General features: G+C 34.8%; 19 protein-coding genes and 1 tRNA gene. 13 read left to right on the top strand and 7 right to left on the bottom strand.

What is annotated here, in order from left to right; genetic code table 11:
* Positions 1-174 precede the first annotated feature (174 nt).
* The 6 genes from ACODR7_RS13175 (at position 175) to gwsS (ending at position 5,956) form a co-directional block, all read left to right on the top strand.
* Complete coding sequence (locus tag ACODR7_RS13175; RefSeq protein WP_488839658.1) at positions 175-2,025, top strand: helix-turn-helix transcriptional regulator; 1,851 nt, start codon at positions 175-177, stop codon at positions 2,023-2,025.
* A gap of 631 nt (positions 2,026-2,656) precedes the next feature.
* Positions 2,657-2,848 (top strand): TIGR04139 family peptide modification target, encoded by a 192-nt coding sequence (locus ACODR7_RS13170; protein WP_488839657.1) that lies wholly within the window; start codon positions 2,657-2,659, stop codon positions 2,846-2,848.
* 96 nt (positions 2,849-2,944) lie between these two features.
* Positions 2,945-3,811 carry a hypothetical protein gene (locus ACODR7_RS13165; RefSeq protein ID WP_488839655.1) on the top strand — a complete coding sequence of 289 codons (867 nt, stop codon included), beginning with the start codon at positions 2,945-2,947 and terminating at the stop codon, positions 3,809-3,811.
* The gene (gene gwsG / locus ACODR7_RS13160; RefSeq protein WP_488839653.1) at positions 3,808-4,713 is read left to right on the top strand and encodes a grasp-with-spasm system ATP-grasp peptide maturase; all 906 of its coding nucleotides are present in this window, start codon (positions 3,808-3,810) and stop codon (positions 4,711-4,713) included. Before ACODR7_RS13165 ends, gwsG begins: the two co-directional genes overlap by 4 nt.
* The gene (locus ACODR7_RS13155) at positions 4,710-4,889 is read left to right on the top strand and encodes a hypothetical protein (protein WP_076596176.1); all 180 of its coding nucleotides are present in this window, start codon (positions 4,710-4,712) and stop codon (positions 4,887-4,889) included. The genes gwsG and ACODR7_RS13155 overlap by 4 nt, the downstream gene beginning before the upstream one ends.
* Positions 4,886-5,956 carry a grasp-with-spasm system SPASM domain peptide maturase gene (gene gwsS, locus ACODR7_RS13150; RefSeq protein WP_488839651.1) on the top strand — a complete coding sequence of 357 codons (1,071 nt, stop codon included), beginning with the start codon at positions 4,886-4,888 and terminating at the stop codon, positions 5,954-5,956. The genes ACODR7_RS13155 and gwsS overlap by 4 nt, the downstream gene beginning before the upstream one ends.
* Before the next feature lie 83 nt (positions 5,957-6,039).
* Here gwsS and ACODR7_RS13145 read toward each other — a convergent pair whose 3' ends face one another.
* The 3 genes from ACODR7_RS13145 to ACODR7_RS13135 all read right to left on the bottom strand — a co-directional run bounded on the left by ACODR7_RS13145 (position 6,040) and on the right by ACODR7_RS13135 (position 11,882).
* Complete coding sequence (locus ACODR7_RS13145) at positions 6,040-6,417, bottom strand: hypothetical protein (protein WP_076596174.1); 378 nt, start codon at positions 6,415-6,417, stop codon at positions 6,040-6,042.
* A 69-nt stretch (positions 6,418-6,486) separates the two neighbouring features.
* Positions 6,487-6,957: an Lrp/AsnC family transcriptional regulator gene (locus tag ACODR7_RS13140; protein ID WP_002984446.1), complete on the bottom strand. Its 471-nt coding sequence runs from the start codon at positions 6,955-6,957 to the stop codon at positions 6,487-6,489.
* Positions 6,958-7,091: 134 nt separating this feature from the next.
* Positions 7,092-11,882 carry a translocation/assembly module TamB domain-containing protein gene (locus ACODR7_RS13135; protein ID WP_488839648.1) on the bottom strand — a complete coding sequence of 1,597 codons (4,791 nt, stop codon included), beginning with the start codon at positions 11,880-11,882 and terminating at the stop codon, positions 7,092-7,094.
* A 4-nt stretch (positions 11,883-11,886) separates the two neighbouring features.
* Between ACODR7_RS13135 and tsaD the strand changes: the two genes are divergently transcribed.
* From tsaD to ACODR7_RS13120, 3 genes are read left to right on the top strand one after another with little or no spacing between them, the layout of a single operon-like run.
* Complete coding sequence (tsaD, locus tag ACODR7_RS13130) at positions 11,887-12,903, top strand: tRNA (adenosine(37)-N6)-threonylcarbamoyltransferase complex transferase subunit TsaD (RefSeq protein WP_454511989.1); 1,017 nt, start codon at positions 11,887-11,889, stop codon at positions 12,901-12,903.
* Positions 12,900-13,295 carry a hypothetical protein gene (locus ACODR7_RS13125; protein ID WP_488839646.1) on the top strand — a complete coding sequence of 132 codons (396 nt, stop codon included), beginning with the start codon at positions 12,900-12,902 and terminating at the stop codon, positions 13,293-13,295. The genes tsaD and ACODR7_RS13125 overlap by 4 nt, the downstream gene beginning before the upstream one ends.
* Positions 13,292-13,987: an RsmE family RNA methyltransferase gene (locus ACODR7_RS13120; protein ID WP_488839644.1), complete on the top strand. Its 696-nt coding sequence runs from the start codon at positions 13,292-13,294 to the stop codon at positions 13,985-13,987. The genes ACODR7_RS13125 and ACODR7_RS13120 overlap by 4 nt, the downstream gene beginning before the upstream one ends.
* A 47-nt stretch (positions 13,988-14,034) precedes the next feature.
* Here the strand turns inward: ACODR7_RS13120 and ACODR7_RS13115 are convergent, their stop codons facing one another.
* Positions 14,035-14,715 carry a TrmH family RNA methyltransferase gene (locus ACODR7_RS13115; protein ID WP_488839642.1) on the bottom strand — a complete coding sequence of 227 codons (681 nt, stop codon included), beginning with the start codon at positions 14,713-14,715 and terminating at the stop codon, positions 14,035-14,037.
* Between the two features lie 161 nt (positions 14,716-14,876).
* Between ACODR7_RS13115 and ACODR7_RS13110 the strand changes: the two genes are divergently transcribed.
* From ACODR7_RS13110 to ACODR7_RS13100, 3 genes are all read left to right on the top strand, one after another.
* On the top strand, positions 14,877-15,893 hold the full coding sequence (locus tag ACODR7_RS13110) for an asparaginase (RefSeq protein WP_488839640.1): 1,017 nt from the start codon (positions 14,877-14,879) through the stop codon (positions 15,891-15,893).
* Between the two features lie 55 nt (positions 15,894-15,948).
* Positions 15,949-16,035 (top strand) — tRNA-Ser (locus ACODR7_RS13105).
* Positions 16,036-16,180: 145 nt separating this feature from the next.
* Entirely contained in the window at positions 16,181-17,365 is a 1,185-nt protein-coding gene (locus ACODR7_RS13100; RefSeq protein WP_488839638.1) for a phage integrase SAM-like domain-containing protein, read from the top strand.
* On the opposite strand, the gene ACODR7_RS13095 is transcribed toward ACODR7_RS13100, so the two are convergent.
* The gene (locus ACODR7_RS13095) at positions 17,343-17,693 is read right to left on the bottom strand and encodes a hypothetical protein (protein ID WP_488839636.1); all 351 of its coding nucleotides are present in this window, start codon (positions 17,691-17,693) and stop codon (positions 17,343-17,345) included. The two genes, ACODR7_RS13100 and ACODR7_RS13095, sit on opposite strands and share 23 nt — an antisense overlap.
* A gap of 139 nt (positions 17,694-17,832) precedes the next feature.
* Between ACODR7_RS13095 and ACODR7_RS13090 the strand changes: the two genes are divergently transcribed.
* Entirely contained in the window at positions 17,833-18,171 is a 339-nt protein-coding gene (locus ACODR7_RS13090; RefSeq protein ID WP_488839634.1) for a helix-turn-helix domain-containing protein, read from the top strand.
* 284 nt (positions 18,172-18,455) lie between these two features.
* Here the strand turns inward: ACODR7_RS13090 and ACODR7_RS13085 are convergent, their stop codons facing one another.
* Positions 18,456-18,641 carry a hypothetical protein gene (locus ACODR7_RS13085; protein WP_488839632.1) on the bottom strand — a complete coding sequence of 62 codons (186 nt, stop codon included), beginning with the start codon at positions 18,639-18,641 and terminating at the stop codon, positions 18,456-18,458.
* A 3-nt stretch (positions 18,642-18,644) separates the two neighbouring features.
* A complete protein-coding gene (locus ACODR7_RS13080; RefSeq protein ID WP_488839630.1) occupies positions 18,645-19,178 on the bottom strand; it encodes a hypothetical protein in 534 nt (177 codons plus the stop codon).
* Positions 19,179-19,714 lie beyond the last annotated feature (536 nt).

Raw genomic sequence — 19,714 nt, 5'->3', positions numbered from 1 at the left:
CCCTGTCATCATTTCAGCACCTACAAAACATCTTCAAATCAGATTACACATGACTACAAAACGTCTACAAAAACAAACAATCAATTGATTTACAACAAAATAAATACAAAAAATGATTTTTGTATTTTTATATAGGAAATTGACAGATCTCTGCATTTTTTGTACTTTCACCCTATGAAACTAAAGTACTCACTTTTATATTGTATACTTTTTATCTGCACCTTATACTCCGCACAGAATACATTTATTGATGATCTCAAAAACCAATTGGGCGGAGATGATACTTCAACCGCTGAAAAGTTCAGAATTTACAATGAGCTTAGTGAATATTACAGAGTAAGTGATCAATATACCACTGCTGAAAAATATGTACAGCAACAACTGGAGCTAGCCAGAAAGGAGAAAAATTATGCTGAAGAAGTAAAAGCCCTTGCCCAAAAAGGAATTATTAAGCTTAACCAGTCTGAGTATGATAAAATTTCCCCTATCATTGATGATGTCAATGAAATTGTTCAGAAAAGTAATAATAAAACAGCAGCATTATATGCCAGTTATCTGAATATCTACTACAGGAATGCTCTTGGTGAATCTGAAAATACAATCAAACTGATTCAGAAAGCACTTTCTATGGTTGAAAAACAGCCTTCAGAAATCATACTGAATGCAAAACTCAATTATCTTCTCTATGGGATCTATACAGAATGGAATGATGCAGAAAATGCTACCAGATATGCAAAAAAAGCCATAGAACTTGCTGAAAAATCAGAAAATAAAAATTTATTGAGTTCGTCCTATTCTGCCCTGGCAGTATCTTACTCTTTCCGATATGAAAAAACAAAAGATTTAAAAGACCTGAAACCTGTCATAAAGATGTGTAAAAAGGCGGCTGCCTTATACCATCAGTTTCCGGGGCATGTTTCTGCTCATGTACAAGCTATGGCTTTACTGAATCTTATCAACTATTATTTGAATTACCCCGTTATAAGTCCGGAAATACGTGAGGAAATTCAGAGTAATGCCAACGAAATATTAGCCCTTACCAAACATACAACTCTTAACCAGGGAATTCAGGCGGGAGCACTTGGTGTTTTGAGCAATCTCGCTTCCCGGGATCAAAATGATGCTTTATCAGAGCAATACCTTCTAAAGGCTGAAAAGATTCTTCTTACACAACAGCCGGTTTACTACCATGTTATGATCAATATAGTGAAAGATCTTGCCCAATTGTATGCAAAGCAAAAAAATTATCAGAAAGCTTATGGATATGAGACAAAAGTAACAGAATACAGTAATCTTCTTTTTGATGAAGGTCAGGCTGAAACCGCCAAAAGACTGGAAGCTCAATATCAGTCTCAAAAAAAAGAATCTGAACTCAAATCTCTTACTGAAAAAACTGCCGGTTTAAAAAAGGAAAAACTGCTCTATATTGGTTTGGGAATTATTGGATTGATGGGGGCATTCTTTATGTTCCGTTCTTATCATTTTAAGCTGCGGTATTCCATAGAAAGGGAAAAGAAACTTGATACGGAAAAGCATGAAGCAGAAATACAGATCAAACTTCAGGAGGAAGAACAGGCCAGATTAAAGGCTGAACAGGAACTTCTTACCCTTCAGCAGCAAAAACTTCAAAGTGAGGTATTAGCCAGTCAGCTCCATATTCAGCATAAGAATGAAGTTCTACAACAGCTTCAGACACAGCTTTCTGATACCGATATCAATATTCATCAGGTTGTAAAGGGAGAAAACCGTGTTGATAATGATTTTGAAAAAATCAGATTCACCATTCAGGAACTGCATCCGGATTTCTTTAAAAACATCAGTGAAAAAACCAAACAAAAACTTACTGCACTGGATTTGAAATACTGCGCCTATATTTACCTGGGGATGGATACAAAACAGATTGCCAATCTCCTTAATGTAGAACCTAAAAGTGTAAGAATGACCAAATACCGTCTGAAAAAGAAGTTTGGACTGGATGAAAACATGGCTTTAGAATCTTTTTTTCAGGGAATATTTTCAGAATAAACGACAAATATTTTTTATTCCATATGAAACTAAAAAACTTTTAATCTTGGGTTGAAAATTTTCCTTTTTATATCTCCAGTTTATATCTCCAGTTCATTTGTCCATATCTGTAATTTTAAAATCTAAGGGTTTCTGTTAAAAATTGACAAAAGGCCTACCTTATTTTGGATTAAAATTTGACTTTTCTACAAAAACAAATCACCAGAAGTATACAAATTGTCTTCAAAACAAGGCAGCCAACCTCTTATTTTCAAGCTAAAACTATTCATTTTCCCATATTGTACAAAAGAAAATATTACCATACAATCTTCTATTAAAGCCGGCAGTTTTCTTTAGATGATCATTATGTAATTTATACTTTTTTAAATTTCAAATATTTCACCAAAATGCAGTTATCATTCTAAGTAAAATTTGCATTTGTGTATAGAGTAAAATACAAATCATTTGCACATTTTATCCCTTTTAAGTGATGTAAATATTTATAGTTTTATCCCATCAACGTTGATGAAATACATTCTACAAATTTAAAGTGCATGTGTACAGTGCATGATAAATAGATAGAATTATTAACCTGAGGTCAGGGTTTATTTGACACAAATGATTTATATAAAAACAATTAAAAATTACACACATGAAAAAATTAAATGGAATGAAGAGAGATTTCTCTTCTTTGGAAAACAAAAAGTTAAATGATTTAAAGATAATCAAAGGAGGTTTAATGGAATCCTCGGCTGTCAATTATGTTCCTACAAATAGCGGAGACTGCTATGATAAAGAAACGTGGGTTGATCATGTACATAAAACAACTTTATACGTCTGTTAAGATCAATAAAGTGTTAATACATTGTCTAGGGGAGGGAAATAATTCCTCCCTTTTACAAGTAAGAGTATTGCTAATCCAATAAATACTGATTATCCAATGAAACGAAATTCAATTTTAATATGCCTCCTTATTATTATTTTCATCATTCTTTCCTGCAAAAGCAATGATTATATTGCTTACTATAACAGAGTGAATGAAATTGATAGTATTTACCGGATTGCAAACCAACCCGAGAAAGCTATAAAGCAGTACAGAAAACTGTTTAAAAAATACATCCCAAAAAATCAAGATCGTATCAAAGAATATGAGACTTATATTAAGCTGGCTGATCAAAATCAAAAGAATTTCGGTGGAAAGAAAAGTCTATACAAGCTTATTCCTCTAATAGCTCCCTATGAAGGTTCGGAAAAAAGTTATTTCGGCCTGTTTCAAAAATACGGTATTGACAGTACTGAGGTGAGACGAAGAATTGCAAGCTGGAAAAAAGGGTTGAATAGACGGCTGGTAGATTCCTTCAGTGTGGCCTTTGTCCGTGATCAGGCTGAAAATAGGGGAAACTTTCAGCTTATGGAAAGAAATGACAGAATAAATGCACAACTGTTGAAATGGACCTTTGAAAACTATGGATATCCTTCAGTACAAAAAATAGGTCTCTTAGGAAATGGCGGAGTTTTTATGCCCATGCATCCCTTATTCAGCCATATGGTAGATGAAAAAGAATATCCGTACTTCAAAGCAAAAATGCAGGAATATATAAAATCCGGAGACTGCATCCCAAAAGACTATGCTAATATGGTAGACCGCCACAATCTGCAAATCAGTAAGAAAGGAACCCTATATGGTATTTACCTAAGTTATGATGCTATTGTGGATACCATAAAAGCCAATCAGGAAAGAAAAAAAATAGGTCTACCTAGTATTAAACATTCTGCTAAAATCACAAAAGATTACTTTAAAAAATGATTCTTATTATTTCCAACAACAATGAAAGAACCACTAATAAAATTATAGAATGGCTCACTCAAAAGAAAAAAAAATTTATCCGTATACATGAAGATGAAGTTTTTGAAATTAAAACTGAGAATAAAAAGATCTTTTTAAAAAGTGACAGAACTACTTTCTTCCTGGACGAGATTAGCAGTGTATGGTACAGAAGAGGGAGATTAAAAATCAAACGCCTAAATTATGAAAATCCTTCTGTGAATGCCCATATGAATGAAGTACAGCATTGGTTGGAAGATTATGTAAGAAAAAACCTGGAGTCCAAAAAACATATCAACAAAGAAAGTAATAGTGATGTTAATAAGCTTTTGGTATTGGAAGAGGCTAAAAAAATAGGTTTAGAAATTCCTGAATATTTCCTGACAGACAATACAGATCAGGTCTCTTTGGAAAAAACAATAGTAAAAACAATTGGAGGAAATCCCATCTTAGATAATATCGATAAAGATTTAAATGGTATTATGTATACCTCAACGGTACAAAAAAGAGAAAAAGCAAAATTCTTCATTACGTTCTTTCAGGATAAGATTGATAAGGAATTTGAAATCAGAACATTTTATCTCAACGGGAAATGTCACTCGATGGCAATATTTTCTCAAAATGATGAACAAACAAAAACTGATTTCAGAAAGTATAATTTAGAAAAGCCTAATAGGAATGTTCCTTACAAACTATCCTCTGACATTGAAGAAAAAATTAAGCTTCTGATGAATGTCTTAGATCTTAATTGTGGGTCATTGGATTTTATCAAAGGAAAAGACGGTAAATTTTATTTTTTAGAAGTCAATACCATTGGGCAGTTTCTGGGATTATCTTATAGCTGTAACTATTCGTTGGATAAAGAAATAGCAGATTACCTATGAAAATTAAAGTTAAAGAAAAAAACAAGCTTCCACTTACCTTCAAACATATAGAGCCGTTCAATGATCAGAAACTTAAAAAGCCTAATGATGTCGTCTATGTTTTAGAGTGCAAAAAATATCAGACCAATTATTATATCAGAGAAAGACCTACAAAATCATTGAACCGGCTATTATGAAATACTTTAATTTATTCTCAAACATTCTCATCACCAAAGGCTCCACAAGAATTCTCATTTCGGATTTACAGAGAAATGTATCAGAACTGTATCCGCTGGAGTTGTATGAAATTATAGAAGAACTGAAAACCCGTTCTATTGAAAACATACTGAAGGATTATGATGAAGAATCCAGAACAATTGCTGAGGAATACATTTATCTTCTGCTTGAAAAAGAATATGGATTTATTACCGAAAATGATTGGGATAAAAACTTCCCTCCTCTTTCATACGAATATCATGAACCCAATACAATAACAAACCTTTTTATTGAATTAGATGATATTAAGATCCTGAAAAAAATATATCCATCAGTGGAAAACCTCGGAATCAGGCATTTGGTCATTTACAGTCTGAAACCATTAAAAGTAAAGGAATTCATAGAAATTGACAAAACTTTTAAAACCTCAGTTTTATCAGGAATAGAAATTTTCTCACCGTTTCACCAGGAAGTCAACCTATCTTTTATACAGGCTCTTCAACAAAATACAGTCAGAATATACAGTCTCATTTTTTTCAATTGTTCAAAACCTCCTTTCAAAGCTAAAGATGAATATAGATTCTCATTACATTTTGTGAAAGATGATCTGAAGATATCTGCATGTGGAAAAGTGGAACTGAAGTACTTCAATACCAATATTACTAAAGTGATAGAAGCAGTTAACCATAATTCCTGCCTGTATAAAAAGATAGGTATTGATAAAAAGGGCAATATCAAAAACTGTCCTCTCATGAATGAAAGCTTTGGAAATATCCATCAACAAAACCTTGAAGAAACCATCAGTCACCCTGATTTCAGAAAATACTGGAACCTCACCAAAGACCATATTAACATATGCAGAGACTGTGAATTCCGTTATGTCTGCACAGACTGCCGGGCATACACTGAAAACTCTCTAAAAAACAAAGAAGGACTGAATATATCAAAACCTCTGAAATGTGGCTACAATCCTTATACAGGCGTTTGGGATGAATGGTCAAAAAGTCCTTTAAAACAAAAAATATTTCATTCTCAGGAACAGAGATGATTTTTCATTGTTCTTTTATAATTGAAAACCGCTTCTAAATTAATTTAAAAGCGGTTTGCTATCTTATTGTAATGAATTAATCTTTATTTAAAAAACTTCCATTTCGGGATAATGGCAAGCATTCCGAAGCCTGTAAACAGGAAAAGATTGGTAACATCCGTATACAAAAATGTAGACAGGTAGTAATTGTGCATAAAGAAATGCAGCACCAGTAAAGCCGGAAACATAAAAATTCCTGCCTTTCTATAGAAGAACATCAGCACCAGCCCTATCATCATCAGTACATCAATGGAAAAAATCACATAGAAGTACCACCTCGGAATCTGAAGGTATTCATGCTGCAGATATTCATCCACATCTATTCCAAGTCCCATTATAGTAAACAACATTAAGGCTGCAAACGCCAGTATAAATCCCCATCCTTTCTTCGGATCTTCGTCAAAATAGCTGTATTCTTCCATACCTACAAAAATAAAGAACTTATGAGAGATTTCATAAGTTCTTTTATAATTATTCGTTTAAAATTTGACTTACACAGAGATTGCGTTGATCAGTCTGTTTTTATCACTTAAGAATTCCTCCATAGAGATCATACTTTCAGTTCTCATTACATCCTGAATATCGTCGATCTGGTAAATAATTCTTTTAGCATCATCAGTATTCTTAGCTCTTACTTTACAGAAAATATTATATTTTCCGGAAATAACGCTAGCCTCGATTACGTTAGGAATAGTTGACAATTCTTTCAATACTTCCTGAGTACGGTTGGATTTTGTCAAAAGGATACCTATGAAAGCTGTAAAGTGATAATCCAGCTTACCATAATCAATGTTAAGAGATGATCCCAAAATAATACCTGCATCTTCCATCTTTTTCACTCTTACGTGAATTGTTCCAGCAGAAACATCCATCTGCTTTGCAATTTCGGTAAAAGGCATTCTTGTGTTTTCTACTAAGAAATCAAGAATTTTCTTGTCTATTTCGTCCAGTTGATAGTTCATATTAGTTAAATTACAATTTCTTTAAAAAATCTATGTATTTTTTGCAAATTTACGAAAAATAATTTAACTAAAAAATATATATCAAATATTAACAATAATTAACACAGATGATAAAAATCATTAAAATATTCTAATTATTTACCATCCGATTTTATTGAATCTGTTTTTATTTCACCTTTTGCATCTGAAGTTTTTTTGTCTTTTTTCTTCTTTTTAAACAAAGAATTGAAGCTTTTACTCCACACTACCCCACCGCCATAAGCTTGATTAGCAGAACCGTTTGTACTCACCATTCCGATGTTTGTAGGCTTGGAATAGGCACGTATTACCAAAGAACCGTCATTCTTTTTAGACAAATCATATTCTACAGATCCCTCCGTGGAAAGATAATTATTCTGTGCACCATCTGTTTTCGATAATGGAATACCCAAACCAGTCTTGATATTGACTCTTGGCGAAAGCGCTACACTCACACCGGCATTGGCTCTGTCTCCAAAATTCGAGTTCTGATCTCCTTTTACATAGTTAAGGTCTATCTGGAATTCGTTACTCATTGTATTAAGAACAGATCCCAGCTGTTTCAAAAGCATATTATATCCGGAAGATTCTGCTACATTTCCCACATTTACATCAAATCCACCTGTATTGGATACATTAAAGGTACTCAATAGCAATACAGATCCGAACTGGAGAACCTTCTCTCCTTCCTGGCTCATTTTTGCGGCCAGTGTTTCTCTCACCTGGCTGGATACATCCATTGCCGTTACATTAAGATCAATCTGAGGGTCTACCAGCGATTGGGTAATATGAGCCTGCAGCAAGATACTGATAGGCTGTAATTTCCCCATACTTAAATATTCTCCTGCATTGGAAACCATTCTGACATAGTTGGCATTAATATCCAGCATAGGCTTCATTGCATCACCATCCCATCTGATACTACTGTTTCTTTCAATCTGGAATGTCTTATTAAGAATAGCCTTAGAAACAAATGTTCCGTTATCTACTTTATAAGTACCGTTCATGGCTATATTGCCCTGTCTGTTCATATGGAACCTCAACGGATCAGCAGATCCTTTTACCGTAATATTCCCTACATCATCTCCTACCAGTACATTTACAGTAGTTCCTTTATCAACAGCCAGATTGAAGTCAATGTTCATATTGGCTCCCGTTTTTTTCTTTTCCTCCAGGGTAATCAGCCCATCTTTTCCTTCTTTCAGGAACCTCAGCATTTTAAATTCTTCTACATTGGAAGTAGAACTGGAATTAAAGGTAAAGGTACTTCCGTTAAGCGCCTTCATATTAGGAGTTGTTATACTTAATCCCGAAACAGGTCCGTCCACGTACAGATCTCCCTGCCCGTACACTCTTCCCCAGAAGAGGTCAAAATCTTTTTGTGTGGTATTCAGCATCAGCAGATTGTCTGCTCTCATTACGAGAGACACCCCCATTGAAGAAAGGGTTTCAAACTGAATCGCCCCGGAGATATTCCCTTTGGAATTGGTTCTTCCGTCGTGTACTTCAATATTATTGAGGATCGCAAGTCCTTTGGTAAGCTGAATCACAGTATCATCAAATGAATAATCTACTCCGGTAAACAAAAGTTTTAATCCAAAATCTTTTAAAGCAATATCTCCGCTATAATCAAGGTTGTTAAGCTTTCCATTGATTTTAAGATCTCCTGTTGCTTTTCCACGAAGGTTGCCAAAAATAGTCTGCACAAACTGCTGTGTAAATGCCAGGTCAAAATCACGCATTTCTGCAGTTAGATCAATAATCGGCGAAGAGGTATTATTATTAACCGTTCCTGTCAGATTAAGGCTGTTGTTTCCAAGTACTCTGGCAGAGTGAACTTTCACATCAATATCATACACGTTCAGCGAGAATCCATTGGTGGCAGAAATAGAGATATCCCCCATATCATTGCCATTCATCTTAATTTCATCAATATTAAGATCTACCAGTGGCTGCAACGTGCTTTTATCCATTTTAATCTTAACACTTCCGTTGGCAAGACCTTTAATATCCATTGTATTTCCTCCGGATTGCATGTCCAGAAGTTTTTCCACTGCAAAATCATTAATATCTGCATCTATGTAAAAGTCTTTTGCTGATTTAAACTGTGCTTCTTTAATAAATAGAGCACTTTTATCAGAATAAACCCTCAGATTCCTGATATCAAAATCACCGGTTTTCTTTCTGTAGGTAATGGAGTGATTAAGTTCAGGACTTGTATCTATCGCCCAGGTAACTTCATTGAATTTTACCTCCGTAGGTTCAAACCTGAATACATAATCACCAGCGGCATCCGTAGACTGATCTACATTGATGGCATATTCCTTAAGCTTTTCATTAATCTCATCATCAGGACTTCCATGCTTAAATACAGTAGCTAAATGAAGGGTATTTCCGTTTTCATTATTTCCTTTAAGCTCAAAATCTTTGATCACATTTTTATTATAAATGACTCTATTGATCTTAGCGTACAATTGCTGATTAAGGTCTGCTGTGTTAATTCTAATTTTAACACTATCTACCATCGCACTATCTCTGCTTACATTCTTACGGTCATTAATTTTATAATCAGGATTGGAAGATGCCAATGCCTGATCAGCATCTGTAATTTCTTCCTCCTTAGTCATAATATATTTTAAAGACGCCGCATCGAGATTCAGAACCAGATTATTTGAGTTCCCGTCATATTCTCCTTCTACAAGAGCTCCTTGAGGCAGTCTCAATTCAGGTAAGAAATAATTAACCAATCCCTGCTGGACATCAAACTTCAACGCAAAGTTCTGCCCGCGGTACAATTTTCTTGGCGGTGGCCCTACTAATATTTTTCCTACTCCATTTTCTACCATTCCTGCAAGATCTGCAAGATTGTATTTTCCAGAGATCTTACCTGTAGCTGCTCCCGGAGCATCTACATCAATCACGCGGCCGCCCGCTTCTACAAATGTTTTTAACTTAGCATTCGGAATATTGTATTTTTGGGTGGCTGTAGCAAAGTGAAGGTTATTGGCATTCACATCCAACGTAAGATCGTTGATAGAAGACATCGCCATTTTACCTTCTACCTGGCCACTTACCGCCTGAGTACCAGGTTTGTTGGTGAAGTAACTCATGTTCAGATAGCTGACATCTGCATTCACATCCATAGCGATTCTCGAAGTACTGAAATCTATCAATCCTTTCACTGTAGCTTTTGCCTGTTCATCATTAACAGTGATGAGTCCGTTATATTTTTTATGATCCAATAAACCATCCAGATACAGATTATTGATCGTTTTATCCATGATTTCAATGCTTGTAATCTGTGATTTTGTCGTCAGACGCATGGTATTAACATCAAAGCTTTGTCCGTTAAGGTCAAATTTACCGGAAATTAAACCTACTGCTTTATTTTTTGTAATGACAGAGGTATTAAGATCTTTAACATCAAGATAACCGGAATATTTTGGCATTGCAGTACTGTAGCCTGTTAGGGTAAGTTTGGAAATTTTCGCCTGCCCGATTCCCGTCATCAGATTTCCATTGTCTACGTAAATCTGATCCGGATTTACTTTTGCCGTTCCATTATATTTCAGTTTTCCGAAATCATCTGCAAAGTTCTTCATCTTTGTGGAGATGAATGAAGGCATCATAGCTTTTAAATCCTTATACGTAAAATCTGTGGAAAGATCTTTTGTTTCAATAGCAAAATTTCCTTTCAGCAGATTGTCTACCTTCATCGTTTTGGTAGCAATATTAACGTCAGGATTTCTGATCAGAAAGTTTTCCAGATGGAATTTATTCAAAGGACCAGTCATAACCCCGGAAAGATTGAAGGGTTTGATATTATCCCAGTTGGTTACAAAATAACTGATATCATAGCCGCTTAACTGACTTCCCTGTTTGATATTCATATCCCAGCGCACTTTGTCTGCAAAATCGGCCCAGGATCCGTCATGAAGATTAAATTTAATATCTCCCTGAAGTAAGGTATGATCTGTATTCAGCGTAAGGTCTTTTAACGACAAAAACTGCTTCGTTAGAGACAGTTCTGTTGAAAAAGTATCTACAAAATGAGATTTTCCCCACCTTGAAGTTACAAATGACATATTATTAATTAATGCCGAAACATTCGGTCCGTTAACTTTTACGTTGGGTGCTTTTAGGTTGAATTTTGTTGCAGTAAGCCATTTTCCCTGCTCTCCGGGAGAGTTTTCATTAATGATGGAAACTTTGGAATCAATGATCTGAATTCTGGAATTCAGTTGAAAAGGAGGTTTCTTAGGGTCTCTTTTCTTTCCGTCGTCGAAGAGGTCAACAAATCTGACAAAATTGGATATACTGTCCCCTTTATAAGTAATCACCTTTACATCGGCATTCACAAGAGCCAAAGAATTAAAACTTAAAGAATTGCTGTTTCCTGAAATGGCATTCACCGCCAGAGACATCCAGTCTGAATCAGCACGAAACTCACGGGCTGTAATAAAATTAAATCCTTTATAATCTTTTACTTTTAACCCTTTTATCGTGACATTACCGAAGTAATTTACCTCTACACTTTCTGTAGAAAAATCAGATTTAAAATCATTGTTAACAAGCTTAAGAGCCTGATCAGCTGCCCATTTTTTCGTTACCGGCAGATTGATGGCAACAAGTATTCCACCTACAAGGAAAATACCCAGCCAAAAGAGAATCAAGAGAAGTTTCGCCCACCATGTGTAGCTGGTAACATCTTTTACAGCCTGTTTCCCAAACTCTTCAGCTGTTTCTACAGGATGATGTATGGCATCTGAAGCCAGCTCAGATGCTTCTTTTATTGTTTCCCGTACTTTTCCCTCTACATTTTCAACAGTTTTCTGTACCTGATCCCCTAGGTTTTCAGCTACTGATTTTTTATTCTCATTCTCGTTATTATTCTCTAACTTTGCCATTATTATGAGCGACTCTATAATTTTAGGTATTGAATCGTCCTGTGACGACACCTCAGCAGCTATCATCAAGGGAAATTCTATTCTTTCAAACATTGCCGCGAACCAGGCCATCCACAAAGAATATGGCGGCGTTGTCCCTGAATTGGCTTCACGAGCCCATCAGCAAAATATTATCCCCGTTGTTGAAAAATCTTTTTCTAAAGCAAATATACAACAAAATGCGATCTCTGCTATAGGATTTACTCGCGGACCGGGACTTTTAGGATCTCTTCTTGTAGGAACATCATTTGCTAAGTCTTTGGCTATGAGCCTGAATGTACCTTTAATTGAGGTAAATCACCTTCAAGCCCACATTCTGGCCCATTTCATCGAGGATGCAAATCCTGTGCCGCCTACCTTTCCTTTTTTATGCCTTACTGTAAGTGGCGGACATACCATGATTGTATTGGTAAAAGATTATTTTGATATGGAAATTATCGGAAAAACCATTGATGATGCCGCAGGAGAAGCTTTTGATAAAATCGGAAAGATTTTTGACCTTGATTATCCTGCAGGACCTATTATCGACAGGCTTGCCAAAGAAGGGAATCCCGATGCTTTTAAGTTCAACAAACCAAAGCTGGAAAACTACGATTATTCTTTCAGCGGTATTAAAACTTCCGTTCTGTATTTCATTCAGAAAGAAGTAAGAAAAAATCCTGATTTCATCAAGGAAAATCTTAATGATCTTTGTGCTTCTGTACAGAAATCTATTATTGAAATTCTGATGAATAAGCTTGAAAAAGCAGCCAAAGATCTCAATGTAAATCAGGTGGCTATTGCAGGTGGTGTATCTGCCAATTCTGCGCTTAGAAAAGCAATGGAAGACAATAAAGAAAGACTGGGATGGAGTATTTATATTCCAAAATTTGAATATACAACAGACAATGCAGCCATGATTGCCATGGTGGCAAAACTGAAGTTTGAGCGGGGAGAATTTACAGATTTAAGAACTTCCGCAACAGCAAAATACGATTTATGAAAATACTCTTAGAAGAAAAAGTACTGGGAACGCAGTCTAAAAAGAATTCAAAATATTACTGGGTATTAGAAACGATCACAGGAAGACATGATGGATCAGAAACTTTTTCAGATTTTACCGGAGAAAGTTCTGAAACAGGATATATTCAGGATATCAAAGATGAAGTTTTACAATTAATCAATTCTGAACATCTTTTTAGTTTCCCTTATACTCCAAAGGAAGGAGATTATTTATCAATCAAAAATAATTTGAGAAAACAGGAATACTTAAATCTGATATTTATTAATAATACCTGGATAGAAGAAATATACATGTGTTCTTACAGGGAGTGTGATACGGACATCTACACAACCATCAAAACAGGAGTTGCATTTATAAGTCAGGATATATGAAATTATTTTACGGAGAAATAGCAGATCAAAAAGTTATCATCAACAATGAGGAACAACAGCATATTGTAAAAGTTCTTCGCATGAGAGACGGAGAAGATATTCATGTGACGGATGGGAAAGGAAAACTGGCTTCCGGAAAACTTATTATAGAAGGTAAGAAAGCTGGTATTGAAGTTTCTGAAATCAAAGAAAATCTGCCGGAATTCAATCCGAAACTTCATATCGCGATTGCTCCCACCAAAAATATAGACAGAATCGAATTCTTTGTGGAAAAGGCTGTGGAAATGGGTATCTCGGAAATAAGCATTATTGTCACTGAGAAAACGGAACGGAAAAACATCAATATCGATAAAATCAGGAAACAAGCGATTGCAGCATCCAAGCAAAGCCTGAGATTTCATTTTCCGGTCATCAATGACGCAGTAAAGCTGCCGGATTTTCTGAAAAATATTGATCCGGAACACACATTTGTAGCACACTGTCATGAGAATCTGGAAAGAATTGATCTTAAAAATATCCCTCAACTGCAACAGGTTACATTTCTAATAGGCCCTGAAGGTGATTTTTCAGAAAAGGAAATTGCATTTCTGGCAGAACATAAAGTAAGAGCAGTATCTCTGGGAAATCAAAGGCTCAGAACAGAGACAGCCGGTGTCTTTGTAGCGGCATGGAATTATTATAATATGATATAAACAAGAAAGAGAAGGCTTATCAACCTTCTCTTCTTTATTTTCTGACATTATTTCCAGTCAATATTATTTTCTCGCAGGTATTTTTCAAAAATCTGCTGTCCGCTTCTCATGGAATTCACAGCCCAAAGGATTTTCATCCTCAAAAGCTTTTCCTCATTTAATTTATACTCAATATCAGACCTGATCAGTTTTTGCTTCAATTCATACATGCAAATTGATGCGGCTACAGAAACGTTGAAGCTTCTGGTAAAGCCATACATCGGAATAGCCAGTGTTTCATCAGCAAAATCTAAAATTTCCTGGGAAACTCCTTCCATTTCAGTTCCAAAAACCAGAGCAATAGGTTCTGTAATTTCATACTCAGGCAACATTTTAGCATTTTTTTCCAGTGAAACAGCCACTATTTTATATCCTCTGTCTTTAATATTCCGGAAGGATTCCATATTCCGGGGAAGTTTTTCCACCTCAACCCAGGTGTCTGCGCCTTTTGTTACCCGAAGATTGGGTTCAAAACTGTACTCTTCCTGCAAAGCCACTACTTTATGAAAACCGCAGGCCTCTACAGAACGTACAATTGCAGCTGCATTTCTGAACTGATAGACATCTTCTACTACCGGAAGTACAAAGTCTGAACTCTCCTGAGAAAAATGTTCAATTTTAGCGAGTCTTTCTTCGGTTAAAAACTGTTTTAAATATTCATAAGTTTGCGTTAAGTCTTTCATCCGCATTTAGTTATTTTTTCAATAGCCCTGTGAAACGCCAGCAAATCTCATCATATTTTCACAAAATTTTACGATAAGCGTTTCATTCATTTTCAAATCTTTGCAAATTAACGTAATTTTGACCTATGAACCCTAATTGGGCTCCAATTCTTAATTAAAATTAGTACATGAAGCGAAAAGTCCTGCTCATCTATACCGGTGGAACCATCGGAATGGAAAAAGATTACGAAACCGGAAGTCTCCGTGCCTTTGATTTTGGAAATATATTTGAAAAAATGCCTGAAATGAGGCTCATGGAATGTGAGGTTTTTGTTCATCCTTTTGCCAAGCCATTAGATTCCTCGGATATGGGACCTGAAGAATGGAGAGTGATCGCCAATTATATTCAAAAAAATTATGATGACTACGATGGTTTCCTGATCCTTCACGGAACAGATACGATGTCTTATACCGCATCAGCATTAAGTTTCATGCTAAAAGGATTAAGAAAACCTGTCATCATGACCGGTTCTCAGCTTCCGATTGGTGACCTGAGAACAGACGCGAAGGAAAATCTTCTTACCAGCCTTTATTATGCCAGCCTTTATGAAAATAACGAAGCAGTGATTCAGGAGGTTGCCATTTACTTTGAGTACAAATTATTAAGAGGAAACAGAACGTTGAAATATTCTGCTGAGTATTTTGATGCCTATTCAAGCCCGAATTACCCTATTCTTGGACAGTCCGGAGTTCATCTGAATATTATTAAAGATAACCTTTTCCGTTGTGATCCGAAGGTTGAATTTCACGTGGATGAACATATTTCCGAAGATATTTTATTCTGGAGAATTTTTCCGGGAATGCACCTGAGTCATTTCAGAGAAATTCCTAAAATGAAGGTTCTTATTCTTCAGGTTTTCGGTTCGGGAACCATTTTCAGCAGCGCCAAAACGCAGGAAACCCTTCAGGAAATCCGGGATAACGGAACCGAAATTGTGGTGGTAAGTCAGTGTATTTCAGGAGGTATCTCATTCGGAAAGTATGAAAACAGTAATATTTTCTCCAGGATCGGAGCGATCAGCGGAAGAGACATGACTGCAGAAACGGCTATTACCAAAGCCATGCACTTAATTGATAATCCAAGTTACTCCGGAAGCTTTGCTGATAATTTCACCAGAAGCCTTTGTGGAGAAATTACAGATTAATTTGTAAGAATAATTTGGATATTCCAGAAAATACACTATTTTTGCAATCTCAAAAAGAGAGGTGTCCGAGTGGTTGAAGGAGCTACCCTGGAAAGGTAGTATACGGGTAACTGTATCGAGGGTTCGAATCCCTTCCTCTCTGCAAATAAAACCGCTGATTATCAGTGGTTTTTGTTTTTAATACACTCTTCTGTTTTATTTTTCTGATTAATTTTATTAGTTTTATTGGGTATAAAATACGTATAATCCGATACTTTTTTACACAATTTTTACACAATAGAATTATCATGAAAATAAGATTTTACTTAGATACTAAGACTAACTTAAAAAGCGGTGAACATCCATTAAGACTTTATATATATAATTCTTCTAAAGATAGAAAATACCCTTTTACACAATATTCTTCATTGGCAAAAGACTGGGATTTCAAAAAAGAAATGCCAAAGAAAAGCCACCCTCTGTATATTGCAATCTCAGACTTCCTTTTAGAAAAAGATAGGAAAATTCTTAAACTTATCAATTCTAGAGAAAAAAAAACAGCTACTGAAATAGAAAGTATAATTCTTGGTAAAGAAATATCAGATAGTGTTTATGACTTCTGGAATGTAAGGATTAAAGAGTTAGAAATCCACAGAGATAACAATTCTAAAACAGATATTAACACCGGGGGAACTGCAAAAAAATATCAAGACAATCTAAATGTTTTTAAATCTTACAAAAAGAATTTGAAATTTTCAGAAATTGATTATAACTTTTTACATAAATTTAGTTTAGATAAGTCAAAAAAATGTAATGATGGGGGAATAAAAGCTTATATAGCAAATCTTAGGGCTGTATATAACCAAGCCGTTAAAAGAGGAATATATAAACCTGAAACTTCTGTCAGCCCTTTTAATGGAATTAAAACTTCAAGTAAAAATACTAAAGACAAATATCTGTCTTTAAATGAAATGAAAATTATTGCTGCAAATCCTGTTGATCATAATTATTACAGATACTTTATGCTTTGTTTTTACCTTGGAGGACTTGATTTTATAGATATAGCATCTATTAAAAAGGAGCATATTAAAGATAATCGTGTTAAATTCATTAGATTTAAAGGTAATACGCAGGAAGTTATTGATAATTACATTTTTGATGAAGCTCAGGAAATTATTGATTATTTCAATGAGCCTGGATCTGATTTTATAACTCCAATTCATAAATACGTTTATAAGCCATATCGTCAAAAATACATTGATGGTTTTAGAAAAATCGCAGAAGATCTTAAAATTAAAACAGAGACTTATTCTAAGTCACCCAGGTACTCATTTATTAATATTGGAGGAAAGGAACTTTATTTAAACAGAGACATAATAAAGGAAATAACTGGACATTCTCAGAATGACACGCATTCGATATATGAAGGAAAATTTCCTGATCATATTAAAGACAAAGTACATAAAGAAATCATTGATTCAATAAAGGCGTAGCATTATATTTTGGCGTTCTGCTGTCTTTCCTAATCCACTCTACACCTACAATGGGATGATCTTTTGTAAGTATTAAATCTGGCATTATAGGCTTCTTTAAAACTATTATAGTTTCCTGCTTTTTCCCAACGGAAATGCCTCTTAAAACGATCTCAAAAGTAACCTGCTCACCTACATTTAGAAATCCGGCTCTAAAAGATAGTTTATTGTAGCAGTATATGTCAAGTACCTGGTTTCTTTCAAACGAGTTTATCCGGATGATTCTTTCAACAAAACCATCTTTTCCTGATTCCTCGAAAATTTTTAAAACAACACCAGATATTTGCATAATTAAATTTACAATTTTACGGCAAAGCAAAATAATTAATGCGACAGAACTTGACGCATTAAAAATTTATTCATAAAAATATTATGGAAAGCCGTAACCTGGTAAATAATATTTTTCTCACATTTGCAAAAACACAAGCATGAAAAAAGAAAAACTTCAATCGTTAAGAAAGCTTAAGGGCTTTACACAGCAACAAATTGCAAATATTATTGCTACAGATGTCTCCAATTACAGTAGAAAAGAAAGTGGTGACGTGAAAATTTATCACGATGAATGGCAAAAGATGGCCAAATTCCTTGATGTGCCATTAGAAGATATATACGAAGGAGACCACATAAAAAATGTTTCAAAAATAGATCGTGAGATTTTATACATATCAATGATTAAAGATCTTCAAGATTACATAGAATTGTTAAAAGAAGAAATCGAAAGGTTAAAAAAAGCAAAATCCCCGGATCTCTCCGAGGATAAAAACTAATAACCATGAAAACTCAAATTAATGAGTTGTGAGAAAGACAGGATTCGAACCTGTAACGCCTAGTCTATCCAGTCGTTTCGGTATTAATTAGTCGCCTTCAAAGCCTTTAACCGAATATATACTTTGGGGTTTACTGTTGTATGTTTCGAACCAATTCACAGCAAGTGGCACTACAAGTGTGCTCCAAACTAATTAATCAATGAGGTATCGAACCTCGCCTAAGTCATTCTGCCTATGCAGACGCGTCTACCAATTCCGCCACTTTCTCTTATATTTTGTGGAGACTACTCCGTGGGGTTAATATTCAACTCTTTTTCTAACTGTAAAACTCTTTCTTCTAACTCCGGTAGCTTATCTCTCCATTGCCACGCACATTCGTAGTAAAATTCATTATTCCATTTTCGATTTGGATATTTTATTTCTGAACATTTTTGAAGCCGATCAATTAATGCATATAATTTTTCCTGCATACTCTACTCTTTTATTCCTATAGCCTCTAAAGCGGAAGGGGTTAATTCTAAATCATACTGACATAAATCTTCCACTATTAAGTTTTTTTTGCCATCAAAATACTGTTTATCTATTTCTCCGGTCCAGTATTGAAGTTCAGTGTAAATCCTCATGAACTTTTCACCAGATAATAAATCTACAATATGTCTTTTAGTAGACTTATATGGAGTTTTATTAGACTTTATTACACCTTTAAACAAAACCTTTTCTTTGGCTTCGTAGTAATCATCTATATCCTCCTGTGAACTGATATTTACAGGCATTCCCATGCATCCACAATCTGATCCAGTACAGCAGAATTGCAATGGTTCTAAAATGACTCCGTGTTTATCCATGGGCAAAAACATTCCAATCGTCAATGGCTGTTTTAAAAATTTAGTGTAGCTGCTGATCAACTTTAAATTATTCAGCAGTTTAGCGACGTCGCTACTTTGATTATCTGATACTACTGGATCTGTGTATTTTTCTACAAAGTCCGAAAGAGGCATTAGTTCCATAGTTAGTAATTTAAAGATTGATGAATTATTGTGAAAATCAATAAACCAAACCATAACAGCGTTAAAATAATTAGAGTAATATCTACTTTTCGAATTTTCATGACTATTTTGTTTATGTTTCTTTTACAAAAGTACATAATTTTATGTACATATACATATTTATATGTACTTATTTTGAAAAATATTTTACCTTTGCTTTATGACAGTGGAGGAGTACCTTAAAACAAACAAGGCGATTAACATATCTGAGGTTGCAAAAATTATGTTTCCGAATAATAAAACGGCTGCTTTATATCTGACAAATAAGCTTAATAAAACAGCTGGACGGACGTTTACTAAGAAAGACTCGGTCGGAGCATTAAAAGCTCTTAAACAGCTTTATGGAGGTATTGATAATTTGACTTTAGAATAAAGAAAAAATCCTCCACAAGGGAGGACACTTAAAAAAACTTGACTTGTTCTTGTCTCTTTAAAAAACTCCGTAAATATACGGATAGACTGCAAGCATACCCTACGGGAAACCGTAATCATTGATT

This window comes from Chryseobacterium sp. FG46 (genome assembly GCF_057809135.1).
The sequence above is the reverse complement of the archived record's forward strand: the minus strand, read 5'-3'. Positions and strand labels throughout refer to the sequence as shown.

Coding starts and splice junctions, on each gene's coding strand:
- ACODR7_RS13175 (WP_488839658.1), top strand. CDS start 175: ATGAAACTAAAGTACTCACTTTTATATTGTATACTTTTTATCTGCACC.
- ACODR7_RS13170 (WP_488839657.1), top strand. CDS start 2,657: ATGAAAAAATTAAATGGAATGAAGAGAGATTTCTCTTCTTTGGAAAAC.
- ACODR7_RS13165 (WP_488839655.1), top strand. CDS start 2,945: ATGAAACGAAATTCAATTTTAATATGCCTCCTTATTATTATTTTCATC.
- gwsG (WP_488839653.1), top strand. CDS start 3,808: ATGATTCTTATTATTTCCAACAACAATGAAAGAACCACTAATAAAATT.
- ACODR7_RS13155 (WP_076596176.1), top strand. CDS start 4,710: ATGAAAATTAAAGTTAAAGAAAAAAACAAGCTTCCACTTACCTTCAAA.
- gwsS (WP_488839651.1), top strand. CDS start 4,886: ATGAAATACTTTAATTTATTCTCAAACATTCTCATCACCAAAGGCTCC.
- ACODR7_RS13145 (WP_076596174.1), bottom strand. CDS start 6,417: ATGGAAGAATACAGCTATTTTGACGAAGATCCGAAGAAAGGATGGGGA.
- ACODR7_RS13140 (WP_002984446.1), bottom strand. CDS start 6,957: ATGAACTATCAACTGGACGAAATAGACAAGAAAATTCTTGATTTCTTA.
- ACODR7_RS13135 (WP_488839648.1), bottom strand. CDS start 11,882: ATGGCAAAGTTAGAGAATAATAACGAGAATGAGAATAAAAAATCAGTA.
- tsaD (WP_454511989.1), top strand. CDS start 11,887: ATGAGCGACTCTATAATTTTAGGTATTGAATCGTCCTGTGACGACACC.
- ACODR7_RS13125 (WP_488839646.1), top strand. CDS start 12,900: ATGAAAATACTCTTAGAAGAAAAAGTACTGGGAACGCAGTCTAAAAAG.
- ACODR7_RS13120 (WP_488839644.1), top strand. CDS start 13,292: ATGAAATTATTTTACGGAGAAATAGCAGATCAAAAAGTTATCATCAAC.
- ACODR7_RS13115 (WP_488839642.1), bottom strand. CDS start 14,715: ATGCGGATGAAAGACTTAACGCAAACTTATGAATATTTAAAACAGTTT.
- ACODR7_RS13110 (WP_488839640.1), top strand. CDS start 14,877: ATGAAGCGAAAAGTCCTGCTCATCTATACCGGTGGAACCATCGGAATG.
- ACODR7_RS13100 (WP_488839638.1), top strand. CDS start 16,181: ATGAAAATAAGATTTTACTTAGATACTAAGACTAACTTAAAAAGCGGT.
- ACODR7_RS13095 (WP_488839636.1), bottom strand. CDS start 17,693: ATGCAAATATCTGGTGTTGTTTTAAAAATTTTCGAGGAATCAGGAAAA.
- ACODR7_RS13090 (WP_488839634.1), top strand. CDS start 17,833: ATGAAAAAAGAAAAACTTCAATCGTTAAGAAAGCTTAAGGGCTTTACA.
- ACODR7_RS13085 (WP_488839632.1), bottom strand. CDS start 18,641: ATGCAGGAAAAATTATATGCATTAATTGATCGGCTTCAAAAATGTTCA.
- ACODR7_RS13080 (WP_488839630.1), bottom strand. CDS start 19,178: ATGGAACTAATGCCTCTTTCGGACTTTGTAGAAAAATACACAGATCCA.